Annotated in this window: 19 protein-coding genes and 1 pseudogene; 9 read left to right on the top strand and 11 right to left on the bottom strand. The window is 64.7% G+C overall.

Annotation, left to right across the window (positions count from 1 at the left end):
- Window positions 1–7: 7 nt before the first annotated feature.
- Window positions 8–1282: a biotin/lipoyl-binding protein gene (locus tag B5V03_RS37250; RefSeq protein WP_129275377.1), complete on the top strand. Its 1275-nt coding sequence runs from the start codon at window positions 8–10 to the stop codon at window positions 1280–1282.
- Between the two features lie 239 nt (window positions 1283–1521).
- A complete protein-coding gene (locus tag B5V03_RS37245) occupies window positions 1522–2538 on the top strand; it encodes an AraC family transcriptional regulator (RefSeq protein ID WP_164988535.1) in 1017 nt (338 codons plus the stop codon).
- A gap of 186 nt (window positions 2539–2724) precedes the next feature.
- On the opposite strand, the gene B5V03_RS37240 is transcribed toward B5V03_RS37245, so the two are convergent.
- From B5V03_RS37240 to B5V03_RS37200, 9 genes are all read right to left on the bottom strand, one after another.
- On the bottom strand, window positions 2725–3654 hold the full coding sequence (locus B5V03_RS37240; RefSeq protein WP_129275376.1) for a malonate decarboxylase subunit epsilon: 930 nt from the start codon (window positions 3652–3654) through the stop codon (window positions 2725–2727).
- Between the two features lie 9 nt (window positions 3655–3663).
- Window positions 3664–4614 (bottom strand): AEC family transporter, encoded by a 951-nt coding sequence (locus B5V03_RS37235; protein WP_129275375.1) that lies wholly within the window; start codon window positions 4612–4614, stop codon window positions 3664–3666.
- Window positions 4611–5492 (bottom strand): triphosphoribosyl-dephospho-CoA synthase MdcB, encoded by an 882-nt coding sequence (mdcB, locus tag B5V03_RS37230; protein ID WP_129275374.1) that lies wholly within the window; start codon window positions 5490–5492, stop codon window positions 4611–4613. The genes B5V03_RS37235 and mdcB overlap by 4 nt, the downstream gene beginning before the upstream one ends.
- Window positions 5489–6169, bottom strand: a complete 681-nt coding sequence (mdcG, locus tag B5V03_RS37225; protein ID WP_129275373.1) for a malonate decarboxylase holo-[acyl-carrier-protein] synthase — start codon at window positions 6167–6169, stop codon at window positions 5489–5491. The genes mdcB and mdcG overlap by 4 nt, the downstream gene beginning before the upstream one ends.
- A complete protein-coding gene (gene mdcE / locus B5V03_RS37220) occupies window positions 6144–6866 on the bottom strand; it encodes a biotin-independent malonate decarboxylase subunit gamma (RefSeq protein ID WP_129275372.1) in 723 nt (240 codons plus the stop codon). Before mdcE ends, mdcG begins: the two co-directional genes overlap by 26 nt.
- Window positions 6853–7791, bottom strand: a complete 939-nt coding sequence (locus tag B5V03_RS37215; protein WP_129275371.1) for a biotin-independent malonate decarboxylase subunit beta — start codon at window positions 7789–7791, stop codon at window positions 6853–6855. The genes mdcE and B5V03_RS37215 overlap by 14 nt, the downstream gene beginning before the upstream one ends.
- Complete coding sequence (mdcC, locus tag B5V03_RS37210) at window positions 7788–8105, bottom strand: malonate decarboxylase acyl carrier protein (protein WP_129275370.1); 318 nt, start codon at window positions 8103–8105, stop codon at window positions 7788–7790. The genes B5V03_RS37215 and mdcC overlap by 4 nt, the downstream gene beginning before the upstream one ends.
- Before the next feature lie 9 nt (window positions 8106–8114).
- Window positions 8115–9761: a malonate decarboxylase subunit alpha gene (gene mdcA, locus B5V03_RS37205; protein ID WP_129275369.1), complete on the bottom strand. Its 1647-nt coding sequence runs from the start codon at window positions 9759–9761 to the stop codon at window positions 8115–8117.
- Window positions 9762–9945: 184 nt separating this feature from the next.
- Window positions 9946–10731, bottom strand: coding sequence for an alpha/beta hydrolase (locus B5V03_RS37200; RefSeq protein ID WP_129275368.1), 786 nt, complete (start codon window positions 10729–10731; stop codon window positions 9946–9948).
- A 320-nt stretch (window positions 10732–11051) separates the two neighbouring features.
- Here B5V03_RS37200 and B5V03_RS37190 point away from each other — a divergent pair, with 320 nt between their 5' ends.
- The 6 genes and pseudogenes from B5V03_RS37190 (at window position 11052) to B5V03_RS37165 (ending at window position 18334) form a co-directional block, all read left to right on the top strand.
- A complete protein-coding gene (locus tag B5V03_RS37190) occupies window positions 11052–11393 on the top strand; it encodes a hypothetical protein (protein ID WP_129275367.1) in 342 nt (113 codons plus the stop codon).
- A gap of 31 nt (window positions 11394–11424) precedes the next feature.
- Complete coding sequence (locus tag B5V03_RS41890) at window positions 11425–12021, top strand: hypothetical protein (protein WP_164988534.1); 597 nt, start codon at window positions 11425–11427, stop codon at window positions 12019–12021.
- Between the two features lie 20 nt (window positions 12022–12041).
- Window positions 12042–13214 carry an efflux RND transporter periplasmic adaptor subunit gene (locus B5V03_RS37180; protein WP_129275365.1) on the top strand — a complete coding sequence of 391 codons (1173 nt, stop codon included), beginning with the start codon at window positions 12042–12044 and terminating at the stop codon, window positions 13212–13214.
- On the top strand, window positions 13211–16354 hold the full coding sequence (locus B5V03_RS37175; protein ID WP_129275364.1) for an efflux RND transporter permease subunit: 3144 nt from the start codon (window positions 13211–13213) through the stop codon (window positions 16352–16354). The genes B5V03_RS37180 and B5V03_RS37175 overlap by 4 nt, the downstream gene beginning before the upstream one ends.
- Window positions 16341–16756, top strand: a pseudogene (locus B5V03_RS37170) (thioesterase family protein). The gene B5V03_RS37175 and the pseudogene B5V03_RS37170 overlap by 14 nt, the downstream one beginning before the upstream one ends.
- Window positions 16757–16837: 81 nt before the next feature.
- Complete coding sequence (locus tag B5V03_RS37165; protein WP_129275363.1) at window positions 16838–18334, top strand: sensor histidine kinase; 1497 nt, start codon at window positions 16838–16840, stop codon at window positions 18332–18334.
- On the opposite strand, the gene B5V03_RS37160 is transcribed toward B5V03_RS37165, so the two are convergent.
- Window positions 18281–20572 carry an FdhF/YdeP family oxidoreductase gene (locus tag B5V03_RS37160; protein ID WP_129275362.1) on the bottom strand — a complete coding sequence of 764 codons (2292 nt, stop codon included), beginning with the start codon at window positions 20570–20572 and terminating at the stop codon, window positions 18281–18283. The two genes, B5V03_RS37165 and B5V03_RS37160, sit on opposite strands and share 54 nt — an antisense overlap.
- A gap of 250 nt (window positions 20573–20822) precedes the next feature.
- On the opposite strand from B5V03_RS37160, the gene B5V03_RS37155 reads away from it, so the two are divergent.
- A complete protein-coding gene (locus tag B5V03_RS37155) occupies window positions 20823–22070 on the top strand; it encodes an oxalate decarboxylase family bicupin (protein WP_129275361.1) in 1248 nt (415 codons plus the stop codon).
- 64 nt (window positions 22071–22134) lie between these two features.
- Here the strand turns inward: B5V03_RS37155 and cydB are convergent, their stop codons facing one another.
- On the bottom strand, window positions 22135–23121 hold the full coding sequence (gene cydB, locus B5V03_RS37150) for a cytochrome d ubiquinol oxidase subunit II (RefSeq protein WP_129275360.1): 987 nt from the start codon (window positions 23119–23121) through the stop codon (window positions 22135–22137).

The following is a 23121-nucleotide window of genomic DNA, read 5'->3' as shown; positions in this document are numbered from 1 at the left end:
GAGAGTCATGGAAGCCACCCTGCCCCGGGATGCCGCGCAGCGCCCTGGCGACCCGCCAGCTGAACCACCGATCGATTCAGCCGCGCCGGAGACCGTGGCGCGCGACACAAGCGATCTCACGGCGGATAGCGGCAGGGCTCAGGCACACTCAATTCCCTCTGCAAGGCCACTGCGCAAGGCTGTCGGCCGCATCATGCTCAGCGCCGGCAAGCATCTGGCAACCCTCGGCATCGCACTGGTCGCCATCTTGATCTCGGTTGCGACATGGCAGCACTACGTCACCGCGCCCTGGACACGGAACGGCAGCGTGCGCGTCCAGGTCGCCAACGTCGCACCGCAAATCCCGGGCAAGATCGTGGAGCTGCGTGTGGGCGACAACCAGTTCGTCCACAAGGGCGATGTCCTCTACGTCATCGATCCCTTCGACTTCGAGGTGGCCGTCCGCGTCGGCAAGGCGCTCGTCGAACAGCGGGCTGCGGACCTTGAGGTGAAGCAGGCCGAGTTCGACCGGCGCCAGCATTTGTCCAATCTTGCGACGACGCCCGAAGAGCAGCAGATCTTTGCAGGCAACGCGGCGCAGGCGAAGGCCGCCTACGCGGCGGCGGTGCACCAGCTTGCGCAGGCGGAGCTGAACCTGAAACGGACCAGCGTGGCCAGCCCCGTCGACGGCTACGTCACCAACCTCCTGCTGCGCGCAGGCGACTATGCCGTCACTGGAATCAGCAACATCTCGGTGATCGATTCCAACAGTTTCTGGATCGACGGCTATTTCGAGGAGACCAAGATGGCCGGTGTCTGCATCGGCGATCGCGCCGAAGCGCAGCTGGTCGGTTACGACAAGCCGATTCTCGGGCATGTGAAGACCGTGACACGCGGCATCAGCGTGTCGAATGCCGCCACGGGCACGCAGGGCCTGCCCAATGTCGATCCGATCTACACCTGGGTGCGGCTTGCGCAGCGCGTGCCGGTTCGCGTCGCCATCGACACGGTGCCGCCGGATGTGCCGCTGGTCTCCGGCATGACGGCGACGGTGACAATCCGTCAGCCCTCCGCGAGCGATCGCCAAACCCGGTTCGAAGAGTTACGCGCGAGCTTCGTCGATCCCGTCGCCGATCTGTTCGGCGCCGGACGCCCGCCGCGTCCGAACTGCCTCCAGGCCACATCCCAGCAGCGCCCCGAGGTGGAAGCGATTCCGTATTCGCGCGAACCCGCGGTTCCCCCGGCACAGACGATCGCACCCGGCCTCACACCTGGCATCGACGCGTCACCACGCCTGCCCTGAATCAGGCGTACGCCTCTCGTCGCTCTCACACCACACCTCACAGCAGAGGTGCTTGATCCATTTGATTCAATTTAGCTTTTTGCGACACGCGGTCGCACCCCTCGCATTTGCAAAATCTAATACCGCTTAAGCATCCTTAACGAGCCCGGCGGTGAAATCGCACCTATCGTTTGAGCATCGACCAATTGCATTCGGCAGCCGTCACGACGGCAGCGGAATCCAGGATACGGGGACGAACGATGCTCAATGATATGCAAGCGGCCGGCGCCGGGTTGACGTATCAACTCAGCCGTCGCGAACCTGATTCCCCGCGGGAGACCCGCGCATTTCCTCTCGAACGAAGGTGGCGCCAGCCCCGCCAACGGGTCGGAAGCGCGCCCGAGGACATCACGATCTCGCGCTGGATCTGTGCGCCAACAGGAATAAGGCAGGAAGAGGCGACCACGCCTTCCGACCGATACTTCTTCGCCATCGCCTTGAAGACGACCCGCGTCAAGCTGACCAGGGGCCGTCACGCCATCTTCGACGGCGTCATGCCGGCGGGCACGCTGTATATCGGCGCGCCGTCGCAGCAACTCAGTGCGCAGTTCTACGCGCCGTGCGATTTCCTGCACTTCCACGTCTCTGCCGGCAGTTATTTTCCGACTCTTCGGCCTGGAGCAGGATATGCCTCGGCCGAAGCCCTCAACGACCTCGTCCTGCTCCGCGACCCCTTCGCCGAGCAGCTTGCGAAAGCGTTGACCGAACGCGGCCATTCAGCCGACCGGGAATTCGCGCGCTGCATCGGCCAGACGCTGGCCCTGCACCTTGCCCGGCGCGAGCTGCCGCACGCAAAAGTCAATGCCTTGCCGAAATGGCGGCTGCGGCGGGTCGAGGAATATGTCGGGACGCATTTCGACCACTGCATCAGCCTGTCCGAGCTTGCCAAGGTCGCGGGACTGTCCCGGATGCACTTCGCGGCTCAGTTTCGCGTCGCGACGGGATACCGGCCGCGGGAGTACCTGCTGTATCAGCGCATCGAGCGCGCGAAATCGCTGCTGTCGAATTCCGAGATGGCCCTGGCCGAGGTGGCGCTGACCGTCGGCTTTTGCACGCAGGCGCATTTCTCGACCGTCTTCAAACGGATCACGGGTGACACGCCGGCGCGCTGGCGATGCGCCAGCCGCAACGCGCTGGCTTCGTCCAGGCTCTCCGGCGGCGATCCGGCTTCGACACGCAAGGCGGTGTCTTGCGTGCTGCCCGCGGACTTCTCGTGAATCATGCGAAATGAGAAACCGCGGGAGTTCGTGAAATACTTCTGTTACGGGATCGGCGATGCTGTGCGTGTTAGGTGACTTAGACCCCCAAGTCACCGCTCGAGCCTCTCTCCTCCCTGGGCCAACGAGCATTTTGGGGCCGTCCTCCCCCAAGGACGGCCCCCTTTTTTCGACAGCACGGCGCGATCAGTGACGCGCAACCCAGGCGCGGACGCCCTGAAGACTCCTGAAATCGTCCAGCGAACGCGCCGGAACTCCGGGCGCGATTTCGGCGGCCATGCCACTCAGCGCATGTCCCGGACCGAGCTCGAGAAAGCCCGTCGCGCCCGCTTCGACACAGGCTTGCAGGCAATCGGCCCATTGCACGGTGTGCGAGATCTGCGCGGCAAGCTTGTCGAGACCGGTCTCGAGCGAGACGACCGGAGCGGCGTCTATTCCGCTCAGAATGCGCGCACCGGTTCTCGGCGGGAACACCGCCGGCGCCAGGCGCAAGGTCTCACGAAATACGACAGAGGCTCCGGCGAGCCGTTTGGTGTGGGAGGCAACCTCAACCGGCAACGCGACGATCCTTGCCGCGCGCATGGCCCGTGCGTCTGCGGCAATCCTGCCCAACACCTCACGATCGCCGCCGATGACAAAGGCATCCCCGGGATTGACGATGGCGATGGCTGCGCCGTGACGCTCGCAAAGGCGACCGACCTCGTCTGGCGAAAGACCGCGAACGAAGATCAGCCCGTCGCCAGCTTGCGTGGCCGCATCCATCGCTTCTGCGCGGCGCGCCACCTGATCGAGCGTGGCGATCGCATCGAACAAGCCGCCGACACCCCAGGCCGCGACCTCGCCGACACTGTAGCCGGCAATGATGAATCCGCGTGGAACCACATCTCCAAGCGCGCTCGCCGCGGCGAGCGGCTGCAAGGTGCAAAGAATTTGGCCGGCACGATTGCGGTGCAGGGCCTCATCGGGCTCGTCGCGCACGAACTCGCGCGGATCCTTGCCGCCGAGCAATGTCGTAGCGTACGCAAACAGGTACGCGGCTTCTGGTGCGTCGCCGGTGAGAGCGAACATCTCCCGGTGCTGCCTGCCTTGGCCAGAGCACAGGATCGCAAGCGTCATGGTCGCTACCTAGCCCGGAAAGAGCATTGCGATCGCAATCGCCAAGGTCACGGCGCTGAATCCGGTGCTGGCGATGACCATGGACCCTGCCGTTGCGGAATCCAGCCGGTAGTTGACCGCGAACAAGATTCCGAAAAAGCCCGAGGGTATTGCGGCGAGCAGAATGGCCGTTTTCGCCGCATCCTGCGGGATCGGTATGACGCGAATGACCGCAACGGCCAACAGCGGGCGGACGATGTCCGAGGCCACCGTTGCAGCGGTGACCTTCCAATCCGGCCGAAACGATTGCGCCGACAGAATGGCTCCGGTGAGGAACAGGGCGACGCCGGCAGCCGAACTTCCGATCAGCGCGAGGCTCGCATGGGCCAGTGCGTCGAGGCTCACATCCGACAACGAGAACAGGATGCCAAGCGCGGGCGCGAGCACCACCGGCTTGGTGATCGCACGCCGGACCGCTGTCAGGACCTGCCGCGCCGCCATTTGCTCGCCGCGCGCCTTGGCGGCGCCCATTTCCGCGATAATCAGGGTCAGCGGACTGATGAGGATCGAGCCCGCCGCCAGTGCAACGGCAACCGGGACGGTGCCGGTCGGTCCCACGACGGACGTCATGATCGGAAGGCCCACGCCAGCGAGATTCGGAAAGCCAATCGTCAACGCCTGTAACGACGCCTCCGACTTGGAGACCTTGGAGAACCTGCGTGCGGCAAGATACCAGGCGAGATAGAGCAGCAGCATCGTCACGCCGAGCACCAGGAAGAGCGGAACCTGCTCGATCATCTCACGACGCGACGCCGAGGCGGTCGCCGCGAACAGAGAGGCCGGCAGCGCAAAATCCATCACGAGTGCATTGAGAGCATCGACATGGAGATTGTCGACGACATGAAACTTGCCGGCGGCGTATCCCAACAGCAGGACGAAGAAGACCGGCACCAGGGCCATCAATATTGCATTGGACGTCATGGGCTCAGCCCCTCACGGGCTTCGACGAAAAGTGTCATTGCAAGCAGGTCGGCCGATCCGCCCGGGCTGAGACGACGGACGACGAAGCTGTCGTGGATCGATTGGGCCCGTGCATGCCAGCCGGACGCGCAGACACCGCCTGAAGCGATGAAGCGACGCGCCGCATCATGTGCAAAGCGAAGGCCGTCGAGCCCACCGCGATGCAGGAGGTTGGTGTCTTCAACGGATGCGATCAGGGCAAAGCAAGCCTCGACCCGGGCAGCTTCCGCATTCTCCGGCGCGACAGCCCTCGCTGTGCGCAAGGCCGGCAAACCGATCCCGTAGACGCTGGGAAATCCTGTCGCGGCCTCGATGCGCGCACCGCCCGCGCGAAAACGGCGGCGGGCCACGCTGCCATGGCTGTGCAGCAGCACTGGACCATCAAGTATGCTGTCACCCCACAGCCGCGCCACGACATCGCCAAGCGGGAGTTCGTCGTCGACCAAGCCGCTGGCTTTCGCGCCGGCCGCCGCGCACAGAAGGCCGAGCCCGAAGATCGCGCCACGGTGCGTGTTGACCCCCGCGGTCGCCGCAAGCATGGCGCGCTCCGCCTCCAGTCCGATGATCCGCAGCCGCCCCATGCCGCAGCCGAGCGCACCCGCATCGGCGAGACGTTGCAGATAGGGTTTGATGGCTGCTGCGCTGCGACGAAACGTGCCCGCGTCCATGTCGTCGTGACTGCCATTGTCGACATGGCTCACCAGCCCCGGCTTCGGCCAGGTTTCGAGCTCCTTGACGAGGCAGTCGGCGGCGACGGCGCCGATCACAGATGCATCGGGCATCATCTGCCGCTGGCGCAGGATCGGCCGTTCCATACCTCGTGGGGCCGTGGTGATCATGATCCCATAGCTCCCGACATGAATTGATGCCGGCCGAGCAGGACCACGCTCTCGATGCGCTTGACCAGAAGCTCGCTGGCGCCGCCGTGAAATTCGCGCCAGTTCACCGCGGCGCCGTCGGCGCCCATCAGCTCGCCATCAAGCCGCATCGGCGCGCCGGTCTCGATCGCGGCGACATCGGCGACGAAACGATCGATGTCGGTCTCGCGGCGAAACTCGTAGAGGACATCGAGGTCGGAACGGCCCGTCACGTAGTCGAGCCCGGTCAGCGACTGCCACGCCAGGCTGCCGAAGACGCGCGCGTCCACCGCATGGCGAAGCGCCAGGGCATCGAGCCGGTCGAGCGTTGGCCACCAGTTGCGCGGCGCGTAAGCCCGCGCCTGCCGCAGCAATGGCGGCCTCGCGACGGAGGCGACGTGGTCGAGATCAACCAGAAGGGAGATCCGTTTCTTGCCGGCCGAGGGCGGCAAGGGCAGGCCCAAAGCGAGGCCGGTTGCCTCGCCCGGCAAGGCGCGCCGCCTGATCGTCGGCCATCTCATTTTTGGCCAGCGCGCGAGAAGAGGATCGGTTGCGAGATCGCCTCGCGCCTCCAGCATCGCGCACCAGCCTGCCGGGCTGACGAAGACGAGGTCGTGACGACCGGGTGGACGCTCAGCGCACTTGCAAGGCGAGGTCACGAACGCGCTCCGCGATCTCGGCGGCCTTCAGCCGGCCGCCACGTTCCTTGCCGAGCGCATCACGCTGGTCCCGTGCGGCCGGCAGGTCGACCAGCAACGCCTCCAACTGGTCGGCCAGCGAAGCGGCGTTGCTCCAAATCATGTGAACGGCGCCCATCTGTGCGAGATTGGACAGGCCCGGAGCGAACACCGGCGTCGACTTCGCCTTCTCCTGGAGCGCCTCCATCGACAGCTTGGTGACCTTCGCCATCGAGGGCAGGTCCATCACCGCGGGTTCGGCGCCGGGCAATCCGACCAGCACGCGCGTCGCAAGGCCCGTCGCAAGCAGCGCGCCCGCAGCCGAGTGACCGTACAGAAGGCCGATGGTCGGGCGGCCATTCGTGTCCGCATGGATCAGCACTTTCGCCAGATGCGCGAGGAATTCATTCAGCCCGAGCAGCTCGTCGCGCTTGCTCATGCGCTGGCTGTCGCTGTCGACGAGCACCAGGATCGGCCCGGAGTCCCGGCCGATCGAGTCCAGGACATGGCCGGACAATCTGATCGCCTCGTCGACACCCAGCGCAGTCCGGTCCGCAACACCAAGGACGAGCATCCGGACACCCGAGCGCAGCGTCGCCGAGCCGAGGATGACGCCCTTGTCGCGCCTCACCTCATGGCCGTCGGGAAAGAGCGAGGCGATGATTTCATCGAGCATCACGGCTGGTCCTCCCGATCCGGTTGGCAAGGGCAATGAACTGGTCGGCCGGCAATTCGGGAACGGCTTGAGCGTCCGCGATACCTTCCGCCGTCCAGATGTCGATGGCATCTCCGCAAGCACCAAAACTGCGCAGCCGGCCGGCAAGCCGGTCCTGTTCGGCCTTCAGCCTGTCGAGACCGAACGGTCCGACCAGGCCGAGCAGCTCGAGCGCGGCCTCGCGAAAATCCTGTACATTGTCGTCGGCGAAGACATCGGCGGCGCCGAGCAGCCGGCGGTGCTTGCCGCCCATCGTCCGCCAGACCAGCGCGCGGTCGCGCGAGTCGAACTCCTCGACGCCGCGATTGGTCTCGATGACTTCGGGGCCCGACACCGCGATGCGCCCCGGCTCCGAGACGGCGAGCGCGGAGCAACAGCCCGCGATCAAGCCGCCGCCGCCATAGCATCCGGACCTGCCACCGATCAGGCCGATGACCTTCACGCCGGCGCTGCGAGCTTCCATCACGGCACGCATGATCTCGGCGATGGCAAGCTCGCCGGCATTGGCTTCCTGCAACCGGACGCCTCCGGTATCGAACAGGACCAGCACGGGGACCGTGCCGATCTCGCGCGCTGCGCGGAGCAGCCCGGTCAGCTTGGCACCGTGCACCTCGCCGAAGGCACCGCCCATGAAGCGTCCTTCCTGTGCGGCGACGAACACGGGTGAGCCGTCAAGCCGACCGTGACCAACGACGATGCCGTCGTCGAACTGCTCGGGAAGATCGAATATCTTCAAGTGTGGACTGACCTCGCGCTGCCCAGGCCCGATGAACTCAATGAGGCTGCCGGCATCGAGGAGCAGCTCCAGCCGCGTGCGGGCCGACGCCTCGTAGAAGCTGGTGCTACGGGCCCGCTCGGCCGGGGCGACGTCCTTGAGCGGCGCAGTCATTGGCCGTTCTCCGCGATCAATCGCACCGCCTGCGCCAACCGCAGCGAAACCGTATCGGGACGCGCGCCGCCGTCATTGATCGAGAATTTCAGGCCTCCGGGTGAATAGCGCTCGACGAAATCGCCGATCACGGCACTCCAGACCTCGCCGAAACCGACCGCCGCGGTCTTGATCTCGACCGCGCATTCCGCATCCGGCAGCACACGCTCCACCAGCACTTCCAGATTGCCCGAGGCGACAACGCCGACGATCGCGCTTCGCCTGGCGCCGCCAGCACGCGCGCGAACCGGATGTCGAAAGCTGAGATCTTCCATGGCGCGTCCTCACCAGTTCCTGAATTTCGACGGGGGTGCGTACAGGCCGCCCGACCAGCGCACGAGGTCCTTGATCGAGCGCGCCGCCAGCAGGCTCCGATCCGCATCGAGCGGATTGATGCCGAGATCTTCCGGCCGGCGGATCACGCCGCGCTCGCGCAGACGCGCGACCATGCCGCGGTCCCTCCGACGGCCGACATCGGTGTAGCCGGCAACGCCGCGGATGGCCTGCTCGCGCTCCTGCGCGGTGCGACACAGCAGGAGATTCGCAACGCCCTCCTCGGTGACGATGTGCGTGACGTCGTCGCCATAGATCATGACCGGCGCAAGCTCGAGCTTCAGCTTCTCCGCGAGCTCGATCGCGTCGAGGTTCTCGACGAACAGAGGCACGTTCTTGTCGCCGAAGGTCTCGCCGATCTGCACGACCAGCTTGCGACCGCGGCGTAGCGGCGCCGGACTGTCAGGATCGGCCTCCGCTCCGGCCCTCAGCCAGGGCTCACTCGGATGACGCCGCCCGCGGGCGTCTGCCCCCATGTTCGGCGCGCCACCGAAGCCTGCAATGCGCGAGGTGGTGACGGTCGACGAATTTCCCTGCAGGTCGATCTGCAACGTGGAGCCGATGAACATGTCGCAGGCATAGAGCCCGGCGGTCTGACAGAAGGCGCGGTTCGAGCGCAGCGAACCGTCGGGACCGGTGAAGTAGACGTCGGATCTGGCGCGGATGTAGTCATCCATGCCGACCTCCGAGCCGAACGAGTGGATCTGCCGCACCCAGCCGGACTCGATCGCGGGAATCAGCGCGGGATGCGGATTCAGCGCGAAGTGAGTAGCGATCCTGCCCTTCAGCCCCAGCCTCTCGCCGAAGGTCGGCAGCAGGAGCTCGATCGCGGCCGTGCTGAAGCCGATGCCGTGATTGAGCCGCTGCACACTGTAGGGCGCATAGATGCCCTTGATCGCCAGCATCGCGGTCAGGATCTGGCCCTCGGTGATCGCGGCGGGATCGCGCGTGAACAGGGGCTCGACGAAGAACGGCTTGTCGGCCTTGACGATGAAGTGGACGCGGTCCGCCGGAATGTCGACCCGCGGAACGGTCTCGAGGATCTCGTTGACCTGTGCGATCACGATGCCGTCCTTGAACGCCGTCGCCTCGACCACGGTCGGGGTGTCCTCGGTGTTCGGGCCGGTGTAGAGATTGCCCTCGCGGTCGGCGCTGACGGCGGCGATCAGCGCGACGTGCGGCGTGAGATCGATGAAGTAGCGGGCGAACAGTTCGAGATAGGTATGAACCGCGCCCAGCTCGATCTTGCCGCCGAACAGCATGCGCGCGATGCGCGCCGATTGCGGCCCGGAATAGGCATAGTCGAGCCGCTTGGCGACCCCGCGGTCGAACAGGTCCAGATGCTCGGGCAGAACGACGCCCGACTGCACCATGTGCAGATCGTTGACCCTGGAGAGATCGACCGCCAGCAGCGCACGGCTCAAGAGATCCGCCTGCTTCTGGTTGTCGCCTTCCAGGCAAACCCGGTCGCCTGGCCGGACCACGGCCTCCAGCAAGCGCGTGACGTCGTGGGCTTCGACGATTTTGCCGCGGGCGACGCTCGATCCCGCCGCAATGCGGGCATCGCGCGCGGCGCGGTTGTTCTGCCAGCTCGTCATGGCCTCGTCCTCTCCCACTTCACCGTGATCGCTCTCCAAGCCAGGCCGGTGCCGGCTATGGTGCTGGTCGTCTCGATCACATTCATGGACATTCTCCGGATGGGGCGGTCGGGCCGGCGGGAGTGCAGATGCTCCCGCCGTCCTTCCTTCTGCCGATCGTGCGTCAGGACCGGCAAAAGCCTCGTCAGCGCGTGACCGGCTGCTGGATGCTGCGCGCCGCGCGGGTGATGATCGCCGCGACCTCCTTCGGATGCGACTCGTAGACCGAGTGGCTGGCGCCCGGGATCACGGTGGTCTGGCTCTTGGCGCGCTCGTAGTACCAGCGTTCGAGATCCGGATTGATGATCTGGTCGCTGCCGGCGACGATGCCCCAGCTTGGCTTGGTCTTCCACGCAGCCGCCGTCAGCGGCGTGCTGAACACCTGGGTCGCGGCCAGGACCTGGGAGCGCGCAACGAATTCGGCGCGCTCACGCGGCAAATCAGGCGCGAACAGTTTCGGGAATTGCACGGGATCGAGATAGGTAAACTTGTCGGGCGTCACCTTGATGACGCCTTCGGTCTTGCCGAGCACGCTCGGCGTCTTCTTGCCCAGCGCAGATTCGTCCTCGCCGACGTCGGGCGCGTGCGCAGCGACGTAGACGAGACCGACGACGTTCGGGTGAACGCCGGCCTCGGTGATGATCGAACCGCCATAGCTGTGACCGACGAGGAGGGTCGGACCATCCTGGAGATCGAGAACGCGCTTCGCCGCCGTGACATCGTCGGCGAACGAGGTCTCGGGCTCCTGCACCATGGTGACGCGGAAGCCTTCCTTGATCAGGATCTCGTAGACCGGCTTCCAACCGGATGCATCCACCCAGGCGCCGTGCACCAGGACGATGTTCTTCGGGGGTTCTGCGCGCGCGGGGGCGACGGTCGAGAACAAGGAGAGAGCGGCGGCAACGGCGAGGCCAGCGTTGAGGTGTTTCATGTCGGGATCACTCCGGGTTGGAATGACGCGACACTAGGTCCGGGGCCTGCCATGCGTATTTCCGCAAACAACTATCCTTGCGACTTCGCACGCCGGGACACGCGACTGGCGACGATCGCCACTCGCACATCCGCCGGACGCGGCCTAGCTGAGAGACGCATCTCAAGCGAAGAGCGAGCGTCATGCAACTGACATCCGTGACAAGAATCTCTCGAGAGCGTGAACGCCCGGCGTTCGGACACGAAAGACGATCGATGCGCGCTCGGTCATTCACGACAACGTTCCTGACCTCACTCGAAATCCAAGCATAGGATCGAACAATGACATCCATCGCAAAGTGCCGGGCCGCTCTCTTCGTCCTGCTGTGCGCAACGATGCCGGCCCATGCCGGCAGCTGCACGGATGACATCGCGCAAACCCAGGCCCAGCTCGATCTGGCCATCGAGAAGGACGCGGGCTCCCATGGCTGGAAGCCGGAGAGCCTCAACGCGTTGCGGAACCATCAACCAACGCCGCGCTCGCTCGCGGAATCGGAAGGCAACAACGGCGTCGGTTTCACCGATGCGCTCGATTCGCTTGATCGCGCGCGCACCGCCGATAGCACCGGCGACATCGCCGCGTGCAGCCGGGAAATTGCACGCGCGCGGGCTGTCCTGAGATAGCGAAGGCGACTTCAGGACCGTTGGTAAAGCGATGCGTCTCGCGGTCGTGCAGCCGGGGAGCAGGACGTGCGTTCTGGAAATACCTGCGCACGCGCACCTTTCTATTGTCGATCTCGGTCAGCCGGAGTCACGTTCCATGCAAAAGCAGCATCTAGCAAACAACGGTGTGATGCTTGCAGCGGCCATACTGTGGCTGGTCTCGGCTGCGGCGATCGCTCAAACAACAGTGCCAGGGATGCAACCTCCTGCCGGCATGCTTGCGACATCGCCGCTCAACCCGCAATCGACGCGGCCTGTGGGCATTCCATTGGGATCGACCGAGATCGCAACGCCGGGTATCTCACCGATCACTCCCGCGCAAAGCATGATGGGCTGCGTCAGCTCCGCGAATACCGCATCGACTGGAGCATTGTTCGACGGCGGCGGGCTGTCCGGTGGCTCCGCCGCCAATTGCACCGGCAGCACCGCACTTGCCTCACCCCTGCCTTCGACATCGACGGTGGGACGCGTCGGGATTCCGCTGGGAGCCACCGAGATCGGCGGCGCCGGAATCAGTCCGACCGTGCCGGTGCCCGGCCCCACGTCCACGATCGGCACGACGCCGATCGACGGCCCCGGCAATCCCTGAGATCAAGAAGGACCATCGCCGTGAAACGGAATCTCACCATTGCGCTGCTTGCACTCGCCGCGATCCTGACCGGCTCAGGCCTCTGGTTCTTCGGCACCGACCGGAAGCCGGCGGTGGCAGCCGCACCCGTGCCCGCCGCCGTACCGGTGGTCGCCGCCACCATCACCGGCAAGGACGTTCCGATCTATCTGCGCGGCATCGGCACGGTGATCGCTTACAACACCGACGTCGTGCGCAGCCAGATTCAGGGACAGATCGTCAAGATCGCCTTCACCGAAGGACAGGCCGTCAAGGCCGGCGACCTGCTCGCCCAGATCGACCCGCGTCCTTATGAGGCGCAGATCGAACAACTGACGGCCAATCGCGACAGGGACCAGGCGCAGCTCGCGAATGCCGAAGCCAATCTCTCCCGCTACAACCAGCTCGGCGACAAGGGCTATGCGACCCCGCAACTGATCGAAACGCAGACGGCGCAGGTGGCGCAGCTCAAGGCCGCCGTGAAGGCCGACCAGGCCCAGATCGACGAGGCCAACGTCCAGCTCAGCTATACCCGCCTGACATCGGCCATTCCCGGCATCACCGGCGTCCGCCAGATCGATGTCGGCAACGTCATTCATCCGACCGACGCCAACGGTCTCGTCGTCGTCACCCAGATCGAGCCGATCTCGCTGCTGTTCACCCTGCCGCAGACGGACCTGCCGGTGATCGAGGAGCACGCCGCAAAGGGCGCGCTGAAGGTCATCGCCTATAGCCAGGACAACAAGATGAAGCTCGACGAGGGCACGCTGCTGCTGGTCAACAACGAGATCGCGGGGACGACCGGCACCGTCCAGCTCAAGGCGGTGTTCCCGAACCATGAGCACCGGCTGTGGCCGGGCCAGCTGGTCAACGCGCGCCTGTTGCTCGAGATTCAGAAAGACGCGCTCACTGTCGCAGGCTCAGCCGTGCAGCAGGGGCCGAACGGCAGCTATGTCTATGTCGTGGCCAAAGACCAGACGGTCGCCTTGCGGCCCGTCCACGTCGCGGAGATCAGCGACGGCCAGGCCCTGATCGACAAGGGGCTGAAATCAGGTGACGTCGTCGTGATCGACGGCCAGTACCGGCTCGCGGAAGGCAGCCGCGTTCATGAGTTGCATGGCAAGGCCGCGCGTGAAGCCGACCTGCAGAGCGCCGTGCAGGATGCGATCCCATGAACCTCTCCGCGCCCTTCATCCTGCGGCCGATCGCGACCGCCCTGCTGATGGCGGGCCTGCTGCTATGCGGCCTCGCGGCCTATCCGCTGCTGCCGGTCGGCGCGCTGCCGAACGTCAATTACCCGACCATCCAGATCTCGGCGCAGCTGCCCGGCGCCGACCCCGGCACAATCGCCTCGTCGCTCGCCACGCCGCTCGAGCAGCAGCTCAGCCAGATCCCCGGCGTCACCCAGCTCACCTCCTCCAGTGCGCTCGGCGTCGCCCAGCTCACGGTGCAATTCGAGCTGTCGCGCACGGTGGACAGCGCGGCGGTGGACGTGCTGGCCGCGATCAATGCGGCGAGCCCCTTCCTGCCGCCGAACATCCCCTATCCGCCGACGATCAGGAAGGTGAATCCGGCGGAGACGCCGATCATGCTGATCGCGCTGACGTCGGACTCGCTGCCGCTGACCACGGTGGATGCCTATGCGGAGAACATCCTGCTGCCGAAGATCTCGCAGGTGCCAGGCGTCGGCCTCGTCGGAATCGGCGGTCAGCAGAAACCCGCGATCCGCGTCCGCGTCAATCCGCAGGCACTTGCCGCCCGCGGCATCGGCCTCGAAGACGTCCGCAACGTGATCGCCGGCGCCAATGTCGACCTGCCCAAGGGCACGCTCAACAGCCCGCGCGTCACCTATACGCTGAACACCAACGATCAGCTGCTCAAGCCGTCCGCCTATGAAGACCTCATCATCGCCTATCGCAACGGCTCGCCGGTGCGGATACGCGACATCGGCACCGCGGTCGACGGGCCCGAGAACGACCTTCTGGCCGGCTGGTACGGCAAGGAGCCGGCGATCATCCTGGCAGTCCAGCGCGTTCCCGGCGCCAACGTGATCGAGACCGTCGACCGCATCAAGAAGCTGCTGCCGCAATTGCAAGCCTCCGTTCCGCCCGCGATCAAGGTGACGATCGCCGCCGACCGGACCGCCACCATTCGCGCCGCCGTCTCCGACGTTCAGTTCACGCTGATGCTGACGGTCGCACTGGTGGTGATGGTCATATTCCTGTTCTTGCGGAATTTCTGGGCCACCATCATCCCGGCGATCACGGTTCCGCTGTCGCTGGTCGGCACCTTCGCGGTGCTTTACGTGCTCGGCTACAGCCTGGACAACCTCTCGCTGATGGCGCTGTCGATCGCGGTCGGCTTCGTGGTCGACGATGCCGTCGTGGTCATCGAGAATATCGTGCGCCATCTCGAGCAGGGCATGACGCCGATGGAGGCCGCGCTCAAGGGTTCCAGCGAAATCGGCTTCACCATCGTCTCCATCACCTTGTCGCTGATCGCGGTGTTCATCCCGCTGTTCCTGATGGGCGGTTACGTCGGCAAGCTGTTCCAGGAATTCGCCGTCACGATCACCGCGTCGCTGCTGCTGTCGCTGATCATCTCGCTCACGCTGACACCGATGATGTGCGCGCGGCTCCTGAAGGACGAATCGCGCAGGAAGCACGGCCGGCTCTATCTCATCTTCGAACGCGGCTTCGATGCCCTGCTGGCACTCTATGCTAGAGGCTTGCGCATCGTGCTGCGCCATCGCTTCGCGACGCTGCTGGTGATGCTCTCGACCGTCGCGCTGACCGGCTATCTCTACGTGATCATTCCCAAGGGTTTCTTCCCGCAGCAGGACACCGGGCAGATTGTCGGCATCACCGAAGCCGCACAGGACATCTCCTTCCCCGCCATGTCCGAGCGCCAGCAGGCGGTCGTCGACATCCTCTCGAAGGACCCGGCGGTGCAGTCGGTGGCGAGCTATATCGGCCCGGGCGGCCCGACCGCGACGCTCAACCAGGGCCGCATCTTCATCGTCCTGAAGCCGAAGCCCGAGCGCAAGGCCAGCGCCTACCAGATCATCGAGCGGCTGGGGCCGGCGCTCGCCCATATCCAGGGCATCAGGCTCTACATGCAGGCGGCGCAGGACATCACCATCGGCGCGCGCCTGTCGAAGACGCAATATCAGTACACGCTGACGGACGCCGATTCCAACGAGCTCACCAGCTGGTCGGCGATCTTCTTGGCAAAGCTCCGCGCACTCGACCTCATCACCGACGTCGCGAGCGATCAGGCCAATGCCGGCCCGCGGCTGGAGGTGACCGTCAATCGCGAGGTCGCATCGAGCTTCGGTATCCTGCCCACGACGATCGACAACACGCTCGACGACGCGTTCGGCCAGCGCATCGTGTCCACGATGTTCACCTCGCTGAACCAGTACCATGTCGTGATGGAGGTCGATCCGCGCTTCCAGTACGGCCCCGAAGCGCTCAAGGACATCTACCTGAACTCGTCGACCGGCCAGCAGGTCCCCCTGAGCACGCTGGTTCACACCGTGATCAAGCCTGCGCCGATCCTGATCAACCACCAGAGCCTGTTTCCCTCGGTGACGATCTCGTTCAACCTAAAACCCGGCGTCGCGCTGGGCGATGCGGTGGCGGCGATCCAGAAGATCGAGCGGGACACTGGCAGGCCCGCCTCGCTGGCGGCCTCGTTCCAAGGCAATGCGCAGGCGTTCCAGTCTTCCCTGTCGGGCACGCCGCTCTTGATCGGGGCGGCGCTGATCGTGATCTACATCATCCTCGGCGTGCTCTATGAGAGCCTGATCCATCCGATCACGATCTTGTCGACGCTGCCTTCGGCCGGCATCGGGGCGCTGCTGTTGCTGCTGGCGGTCCACATGGATCTCAGCGTCATCGCCATCATCGGCATCATCCTGCTGATCGGCATCGTCAAGAAGAACGGCATCATGCTGGTCGATTTCGCCCTTGAGGTGGAGCGCCAGCACGGGCTCAGCCCGGAAGAGGCGATCTACCAGGCCTGCACGCTGCGCTTCCGGCCGATCCTGATGACGACGATGGCCGCGCTGCTCGGAGGCGTGCCGCTGATGATCGGCTCCGGCACCGGCGCGGAGCTGCGCCAGCCGCTCGGCTACACCATCGTCGGCGGCTTGATGCTGTCGCAGGTTCTGACGCTCTACACGACGCCCGTCGTCTATCTCTATCTCGACCGGCTCAGCAACTGGCTGACCGGGCGCAAGCCGCGGGCGACCGCGACACCCACACCATCCACGACCGAGGCAGATACGGGCTTGAGTCATGAATCCGCTTGAGAAGGTCACCGCCGGCACGACGGCTTCGATGCTGGTGACCGTCACGCCCGAGATGACGGTCGGCCATGTGGTGCCGGGAATGCCTGAAGTCTACGGCACGCCGATGATGATCCTGCACATGGAGATGGCCGCAGGATCGGCGGTTCAGCCGTTGCTGCCCGCGGGCCATGTCAGCGTCGGAATGATGGTCAATATCCGCCATCTGGCGGCAACCCCGGTCGGCCGTACGGTGCGCGCGATCGCGCGGGTCGTCGCGGTCGAAGCCAGGAGCATCCTGTTCGACGTCGAGGCCTGGGACGGCGACCGCAAGATCGGCGACGGCACCCATCGGCGCGGCGCGTCGACGTCGCCGAATTCGAGCGGCGGTTCGGCGTGACGACACCCATGGCAGAGATGGCCTAGGGTCGCAGGCTTCGTGCATTTTGACAAAGCGCCTGCGAAAACGCAAAAGACCGTTCTTCGGCGCCGCGGTAAACCTCTCGCATGACGCTCGACCGCCTGGATGGCTCTAACCCCGTACAGCCCCAGCGATGGTGGCGTCGTGTGCTGCCGATCCAGACAATACAGGATCGCATTCTGCTGTGGGCTTCGGGCAGCCTTGCTTTGACCCTGCTGTCCTTCGCCTGCTCGCTGCTCGGAGACAATTTCACGATAATCGCCTTCGCCGCTGTTCTGGCCGCTTCGCTGACGCTCGTCGGCGCGATCATGGATATCACGGCCCTGAAGAAGGCCCATGTCGAACTGGAACACAGCGAGCTCCGTTACCGCCATTTGTTCAGTCGCATGCCGATCGCGTTCCGGCAGCTCGACGCCAGCAGGCTGGTCGTGCTGTTCCGAAAATTAAAAGCCGAGGGCGTCAAGGACCTCGGCCCCTATTTCGACAGTCATCCCGAGTTCCTGCGGACCTGCATGGACGCGCTCTCGTTTCAGGAGGCCAACGAACGGGCCATCCAGATGTTCGGAGGCGGCAGCGACGACTATGTCGGACGTTCCATGGCCGATACCTGGAAGGAACGTCCCGATACGTTCCGGCGGGCCATGGAATCCCGCTATCGCGGCGAGACGAACTTCGAGGAAGAGACGAGGATGGTCACGTGGGATGGCCGCGTCGTCGACGTTCTCTTTACGACGGCTCGGGTCGGCCCCATCAATGATCTCGAGGTAAGCCTGGTCGGTACGATCGACATTTCACAGCGTCTTCGCACCCAGCAGAAGCTCCAGCAGGTGCAGGCCGAGTTTGCGCATGCCGCGCGCGTCTCGATGCTTGGCGAATTGACCGCGTCGATCGCCCACGAGGTCAACCAGCCGCTGGCCGCCATAGCCACCAACGGCGCTGCCGGGCTGCGATGGCTGAACAGACCCACTCCCGATATCGTCGAGATCCGTAAGGTGATCGAGAACATCGTCGTGGATACCCAACGCGCCGCAAACATCGTGGCGCGCGTTCACGGGATGGCGTCCCGCAAGGTGCCCGAGCAGGCATCCCTGTCGTTCGACGAGATCATTCGCGAAGCGCTTCTATTTCTGCGGCACGAGATGGAATCCCGCAACGTAACGATCCTGCATCGCCCTGCCCCCGCCGTGGCGCACGTGCTCGGTGACCGCACCCAGCTCCAGCAGGTGATCGTCAATCTCGCCATCAACGCGGTGCAGGCCATGACGCAGGCCGGATATGACGATCGCAGGATCATCATCAGCACGGTCATACAGGACACCGCGACGCTGTGCTGCTCGGTGGAGGACAACGGTCCCGGCATCGCCGCCGAACATGTCGATCGGCTCTTCGACAGCTTTTTCACGACCAAGGAGAGCGGGATGGGCATGGGACTGCCGATCTGCCGGTCGATCGTGGAAACGCATGGCGGCTGGATCGGCGCCGAAGGCAATGGTACGAGTGGCGGCGCGCGCTTCTGGTTCACGCTGCCGCTATTCCCCGGTAGCTGCCGAACGCACCAGGCGGATCGGGACGCCCTTGTATGACGGCGTGAAGCTCAGGGGATCGCGGGCATAGAGCGGCACCAGCGGATTGGTCTCCGGATAGTACGCCGCACAACAGCCGGTCGGAAAGGAATAGGCCACGACGCGGAAGTTGCGCACGATCCGCTCGGCGCCATCCGTCGAGGCCGTGATCAGGTCGACGCGATCGCCGTCGGCAAGTCCGCGCTTTTTCAGTTCATATTCGTTGAGGAACACCACGTCGCGCTGGCCGAAGACGCCGCGATAGCGGTCCGACAGCGAGTAGAGCGTGGTGTTGTACTGGTCGTGGCTGCGGACGGTGGTGAGCCAGAGGAAATCGGGATCGCTCTGCGGCGGGTCCTCGCCGCAGCCCGGAAAGACCAGGAAGTTCGCCTTGCCCGACGGCGTCGCCCAGATGCGCTCGCGCGCGGTCGAGGTGAGATGGAAGCCGCCGGGGACGCGGATGCGCGCATTGTAGCCCTGGAAGATCGGCAACACCGCCTCGATTGCATCGCGGATGCGGTCGTAATCGGCGACGAAGCCGTCCCAGTCGACCACCGTGCGCTCACCCAGCGTTGCCTTGGCAACGCCGGCGACGATCGCGATCTCACTACGGAGATGCTCCGACGCCGGCTTGTTGCGGCCGGCGGACGCATGCACCATCGACATCGAATCCTCCACCGTGACCGACTGCGGTCCGGATACCTGAATGTCGATCTCGGTGCGTCCGAGGCACGGCAGGATCAGGGCGGCGCGGCCATGGATCAGGTGACTGCGGTTGAGCTTGGTGGCGACATAGGCGGTCAGATCGAGCTTGCCGAGCGCGGCCTGCGTTGCCTGCCAGTCCGGAATGGCCGCGGCAAAATTGCCGCCCATCGCGAAGAACGCCTTCACCTCGCCGCGGATCATGGCTTCCAGCGCGGTCACCACGTTGTGTCCCGGCGCGGCCGGCGGCTTGAAGCCGAAACGCTGCTCCAGGCGCTCGAGGAAGTCCGCCTTGGGGATCTCGGTGATGCCAACGGTGCGATCGCCCTGCACGTTGGAATGACCGCGAACGGGGCAAACGCCGGCGCCTTCGCGCCCCACATTGCCGCGCAACAGCGCGAGGTTGGCGATCTGCTGGACGTTGTTCGCGCCACGCCAGTGCTGGGTGACGCCCATGCCGTACACGAGGATGGCGCGCTCCGCCTTCATATAGGCGCCGGCCGCATATTCCATGTCCTCGCGTGTCAGGCCGGACTGGCGTTCGATGTCGGGCCATTGCAGGCGCTTGAGATCGTCGATCAGCGCTTCGACGCCGACGGTGTGACCGCGAATGAAATCCCAATCGAGGATTTCCGGCTGCTCGGCCGCGCGGGCAGCCTCGTCGGCCTCCACCAGGATCTTCATGATTCCCTTGAGGACGGCGACGTCGCCGCCGACCCGCACCTGGAAGAGTTTTGAGCTGATCGTCGTCGACGACAGCGTGATCATCTCGAGCGGGCTTTGCGGTGCCTGGAAACGTTCCAGCGCCCGCTCGCGGAACGGATTGAAGGAGATGATGGAAGCGCCGCGGCGGGCCGCATTGCGCAGGCTCGTCATCATCCGCGGGCTGTTGGTGCCCGGATTCTGCCCGAAGATGAAGATGCAATCGGCCTTGTCGAAATCCTCGAGCAGCACAGTGCCTTTGCCGACACCGAGCGAATACGGCAGGCCGACGCTGGTCGCCTCGTGGCACATGTTGGAGCAGTCGGGGAAATTGTTGGTGCCGTATTCGCGCACGAACAGCTGATAGAGGAAGGCGGCCTCGTTCGAGGTCCGCCCGGACGTGTAGAACTCCGCCATGTTCGGATCCGGCAACGATCTGAGCTCACGTCCGATCATGTCAAACGCATCGCTCCATTCCACCGGAAGATAGCGGTCGGATCCGGCATCATAGGCCATCGGATGCGTGAGCCGTCCCACCATTTCGAGATCATAGTCGTTCCAGCTCGCGAGCTCGGTGACGGTATGCTCGGCGAAGAATTCTGGCGTGCAGCGCTTCGATGTCGTCTCCCATGCGATCGCCTTGCCGCCGTTCTCGCAGAATTCGAACGAGGAGGTGTGTTTCGGGTCCGGCCACGCGCAGCCGGGGCAATCAAAACCCTCCGGCTGGTTCATCCGGCTCAGCGTCGCCGCGCCCTTCAGCGGCGCACGCTGCACCAGAAGCGCCTCGCTGAGTGCCTTGAGTGCGCCCCAGCCGCCGGCGGGTTCACGATAGGGACGAACCGATTTCGTGGTCATCTCGATATCTCTCGGTATTGGCAATTTCCGGCCAGTTAAGGATCGTGCCGGCAGAGCCGTCTTTTCAAAACGAAGCCGAATTTCGCAATCGCACACGCATGGTCCCGGCCGGCGCGGGCTGAAGCAGCCAGTGCTTTCCGGCAAAAAGAGCGCCGTTCGCGGAAGCTGAAGCGGTAGCCGGAAACTAGGCTGGGTGGATGGAGCCCCGTCACGACGATGGGCTTTCGACTATTTTCAGGAGCGATCCAAGATGTTTTCAAGACGAGATTTGCTGGCCATGTCCGCGGCAGGCGCCGCCATGGTCGGTTCCAGCGCACACGCTGCGAGCTTCGGCAATCCGGACGAGCCGCCGCAAGGCGCCATCAACGCCAAAAGCCCGGGAAGCCTGACCGATCCCGGTCCGCAAAACCCTGAATTGGCCAGGCAATTCCCTTCCGCGCAAACCCCGCCCGCGACCGATGTCGGCGGCATGCCGATGGATTGGGCCTCGTTCAACAACGCGCCGAGGCGCATCCAGAATGGCGGATGGGCACGGCAAGTCACGGTCGAAGACTTCGCCATCTCGAAGGAGATCTCCGGCGTCAACATGCGGCTGTCCGCTGGCGGCATCCGCGAGTTGCATTGGCATCAGGCCGCCGAATGGGCGATCATGACCTACGGCAGCTGCCGCATCACCGTGCTCGACACGCTGGGGCGCCCCTATGTCGGCGACCTCAAGGCCGGCGACCTCTGGTATTTTCCGGCGGGCGCGCCGCATTCACTGCAGGGCCTGGGCCCCGACGGCTGCGAATTCGTGATCTGCTTCGACGACGGCCACGCCAATGAGTTCAACACGCTGCTGGTGACGGACTGGCTTGCGCATACGCCGCCCGAGGTGCTGGCGAAGAATTTCGGCGTCCCGGCCGACGCGTTCGCGAAGATCCCTCTGCACAATCGCTGGATCTTCCAGGGCACGGTGCCCGGCGATCTCGCCGCCGATCGCGCTGCCGTTGCCGGGAACGTCGAGGCACCACCCTACCCGTTCATCCACTCGCTCGGCAGTTCGGCCCCCGTCAAGGAGAGCTCCGCAGGCAGCATCCGCGTCGCCGACAGCAGCAACTTCAAGGTCGCGACCACCGTCGCCGCGGCGCTGGTGACGATGCCGCCGGGAGCGGTCCGCGAGATGCACTGGCATCCGAACGCCGACGAATGGCAGTACTACATCAAAGGCAAGGCGCGGATGACGGTGTTCGACACCGGACCCAACGCGCTAACGACGGATTTTTCGGCCGGCGACATCGGCTATGTCCGGCGCAACCTCGGCCATTATGTCGAGAATGTCGGCGATACCGAATTGCAGTTCGTCGGCGTATTCCGTGCGCCGCGCTACGAGGAGGTCTCGCTATCCAACTGGCTGACGCATACGCCACCCAAGCTGGTCGCCCAGCATTTCAACATCGACGAGAAGCTGATCGCGCAATGGCCGGACAAGGGCCCGGGCGTCATGCCAAAATCCTGAACGAAGGATTCCGAACGACAAAGGCGCCGGAGACGGCGCCTTTGTCTTGCCTGCCTGAGAACCGTCAGTAGTGATCAGACGCGGGGGCCGTCTTGCCGCGGAAGACGCGATAGCCGACCGCGACATAGAGCAGCATCAGCGGGAACACGAACAGGCCCGCGCCCCAGAACATGAAGGCAAGACTTGCATGAGGCGCCGCGGCCTCGTCGATCGTGACGACGAACGGAATCATGTAGGGCCAGAACGACAGAGCGAGCGTGGCGAAGGCCGCGACGAAGATCAGCGCGACCATATGGAACGGCCAATAATCGTCATGGCGCAGGATGCTCTTGGCCAGCATAGCGGCCGCACCGGCGCCGATCGCGGGAAACGCGAGCAGATAGGGCCGGTCGGTCCAGCGCTGCAGAATCGGAAGATGTTCGGCAAGTGCATATGCAAAGACGACGACCAGGAACACCAGGACGCCGAGCGCCAGCGGCGGGATCTGGCGCCGCGCGTCATCCCGAACGGGGCCATCGCTCTTCCGCACCAGCCAACAGGCGCCGAGCAGCGCATAGCCGAAGCAGAGCCCGATCCCGCACAGAGCGGAAAAGGCGGTCAACCAGCCGAACGTTCCGCCGGTATAGTCGCCGTTAGAGAACTGAAGTCCCTCGACGAGAGCGCCGACCATCGCGCCCTGCATGAAGCTGGCGGCAAACGAGCCCGCGACGAAGCTGACGTCCCAGACCCAGCGCGAGCTGCGCGCCTTGCCGCGAAACTCGAAGGCTACGCCGCGCAGAATCAATCCGAGCAGCATCACGAGGACAGGGATATAGAAGGCCGACATCACCATGGCGTAGACCACGGGAAACGCACCCCACATGATCACGCCCGTGACGATCAGCCAGGTCTCATTGCCGTCCCAGACCGGAGCAATCGTACGCAGCATCGCGTCGCGCTTCGCCTCGCTGCCAGCCACACCAAACAGCATGCCGACGCCGAGATCGAACCCGTCGAGGAGGAGATAGATCAGGATGCTGATGGCAAGTAGGGCAACCCAGTACATCACCAT

It is taken from the genome of Bradyrhizobium betae (genome assembly GCF_004123905.1).
In the GTDB taxonomy this organism is placed as follows: Bacteria; Pseudomonadota; Alphaproteobacteria; order Rhizobiales; family Xanthobacteraceae; genus Bradyrhizobium; species Bradyrhizobium betae_A.
This window is presented reverse-complemented; position numbering and strand designations above follow the sequence as displayed.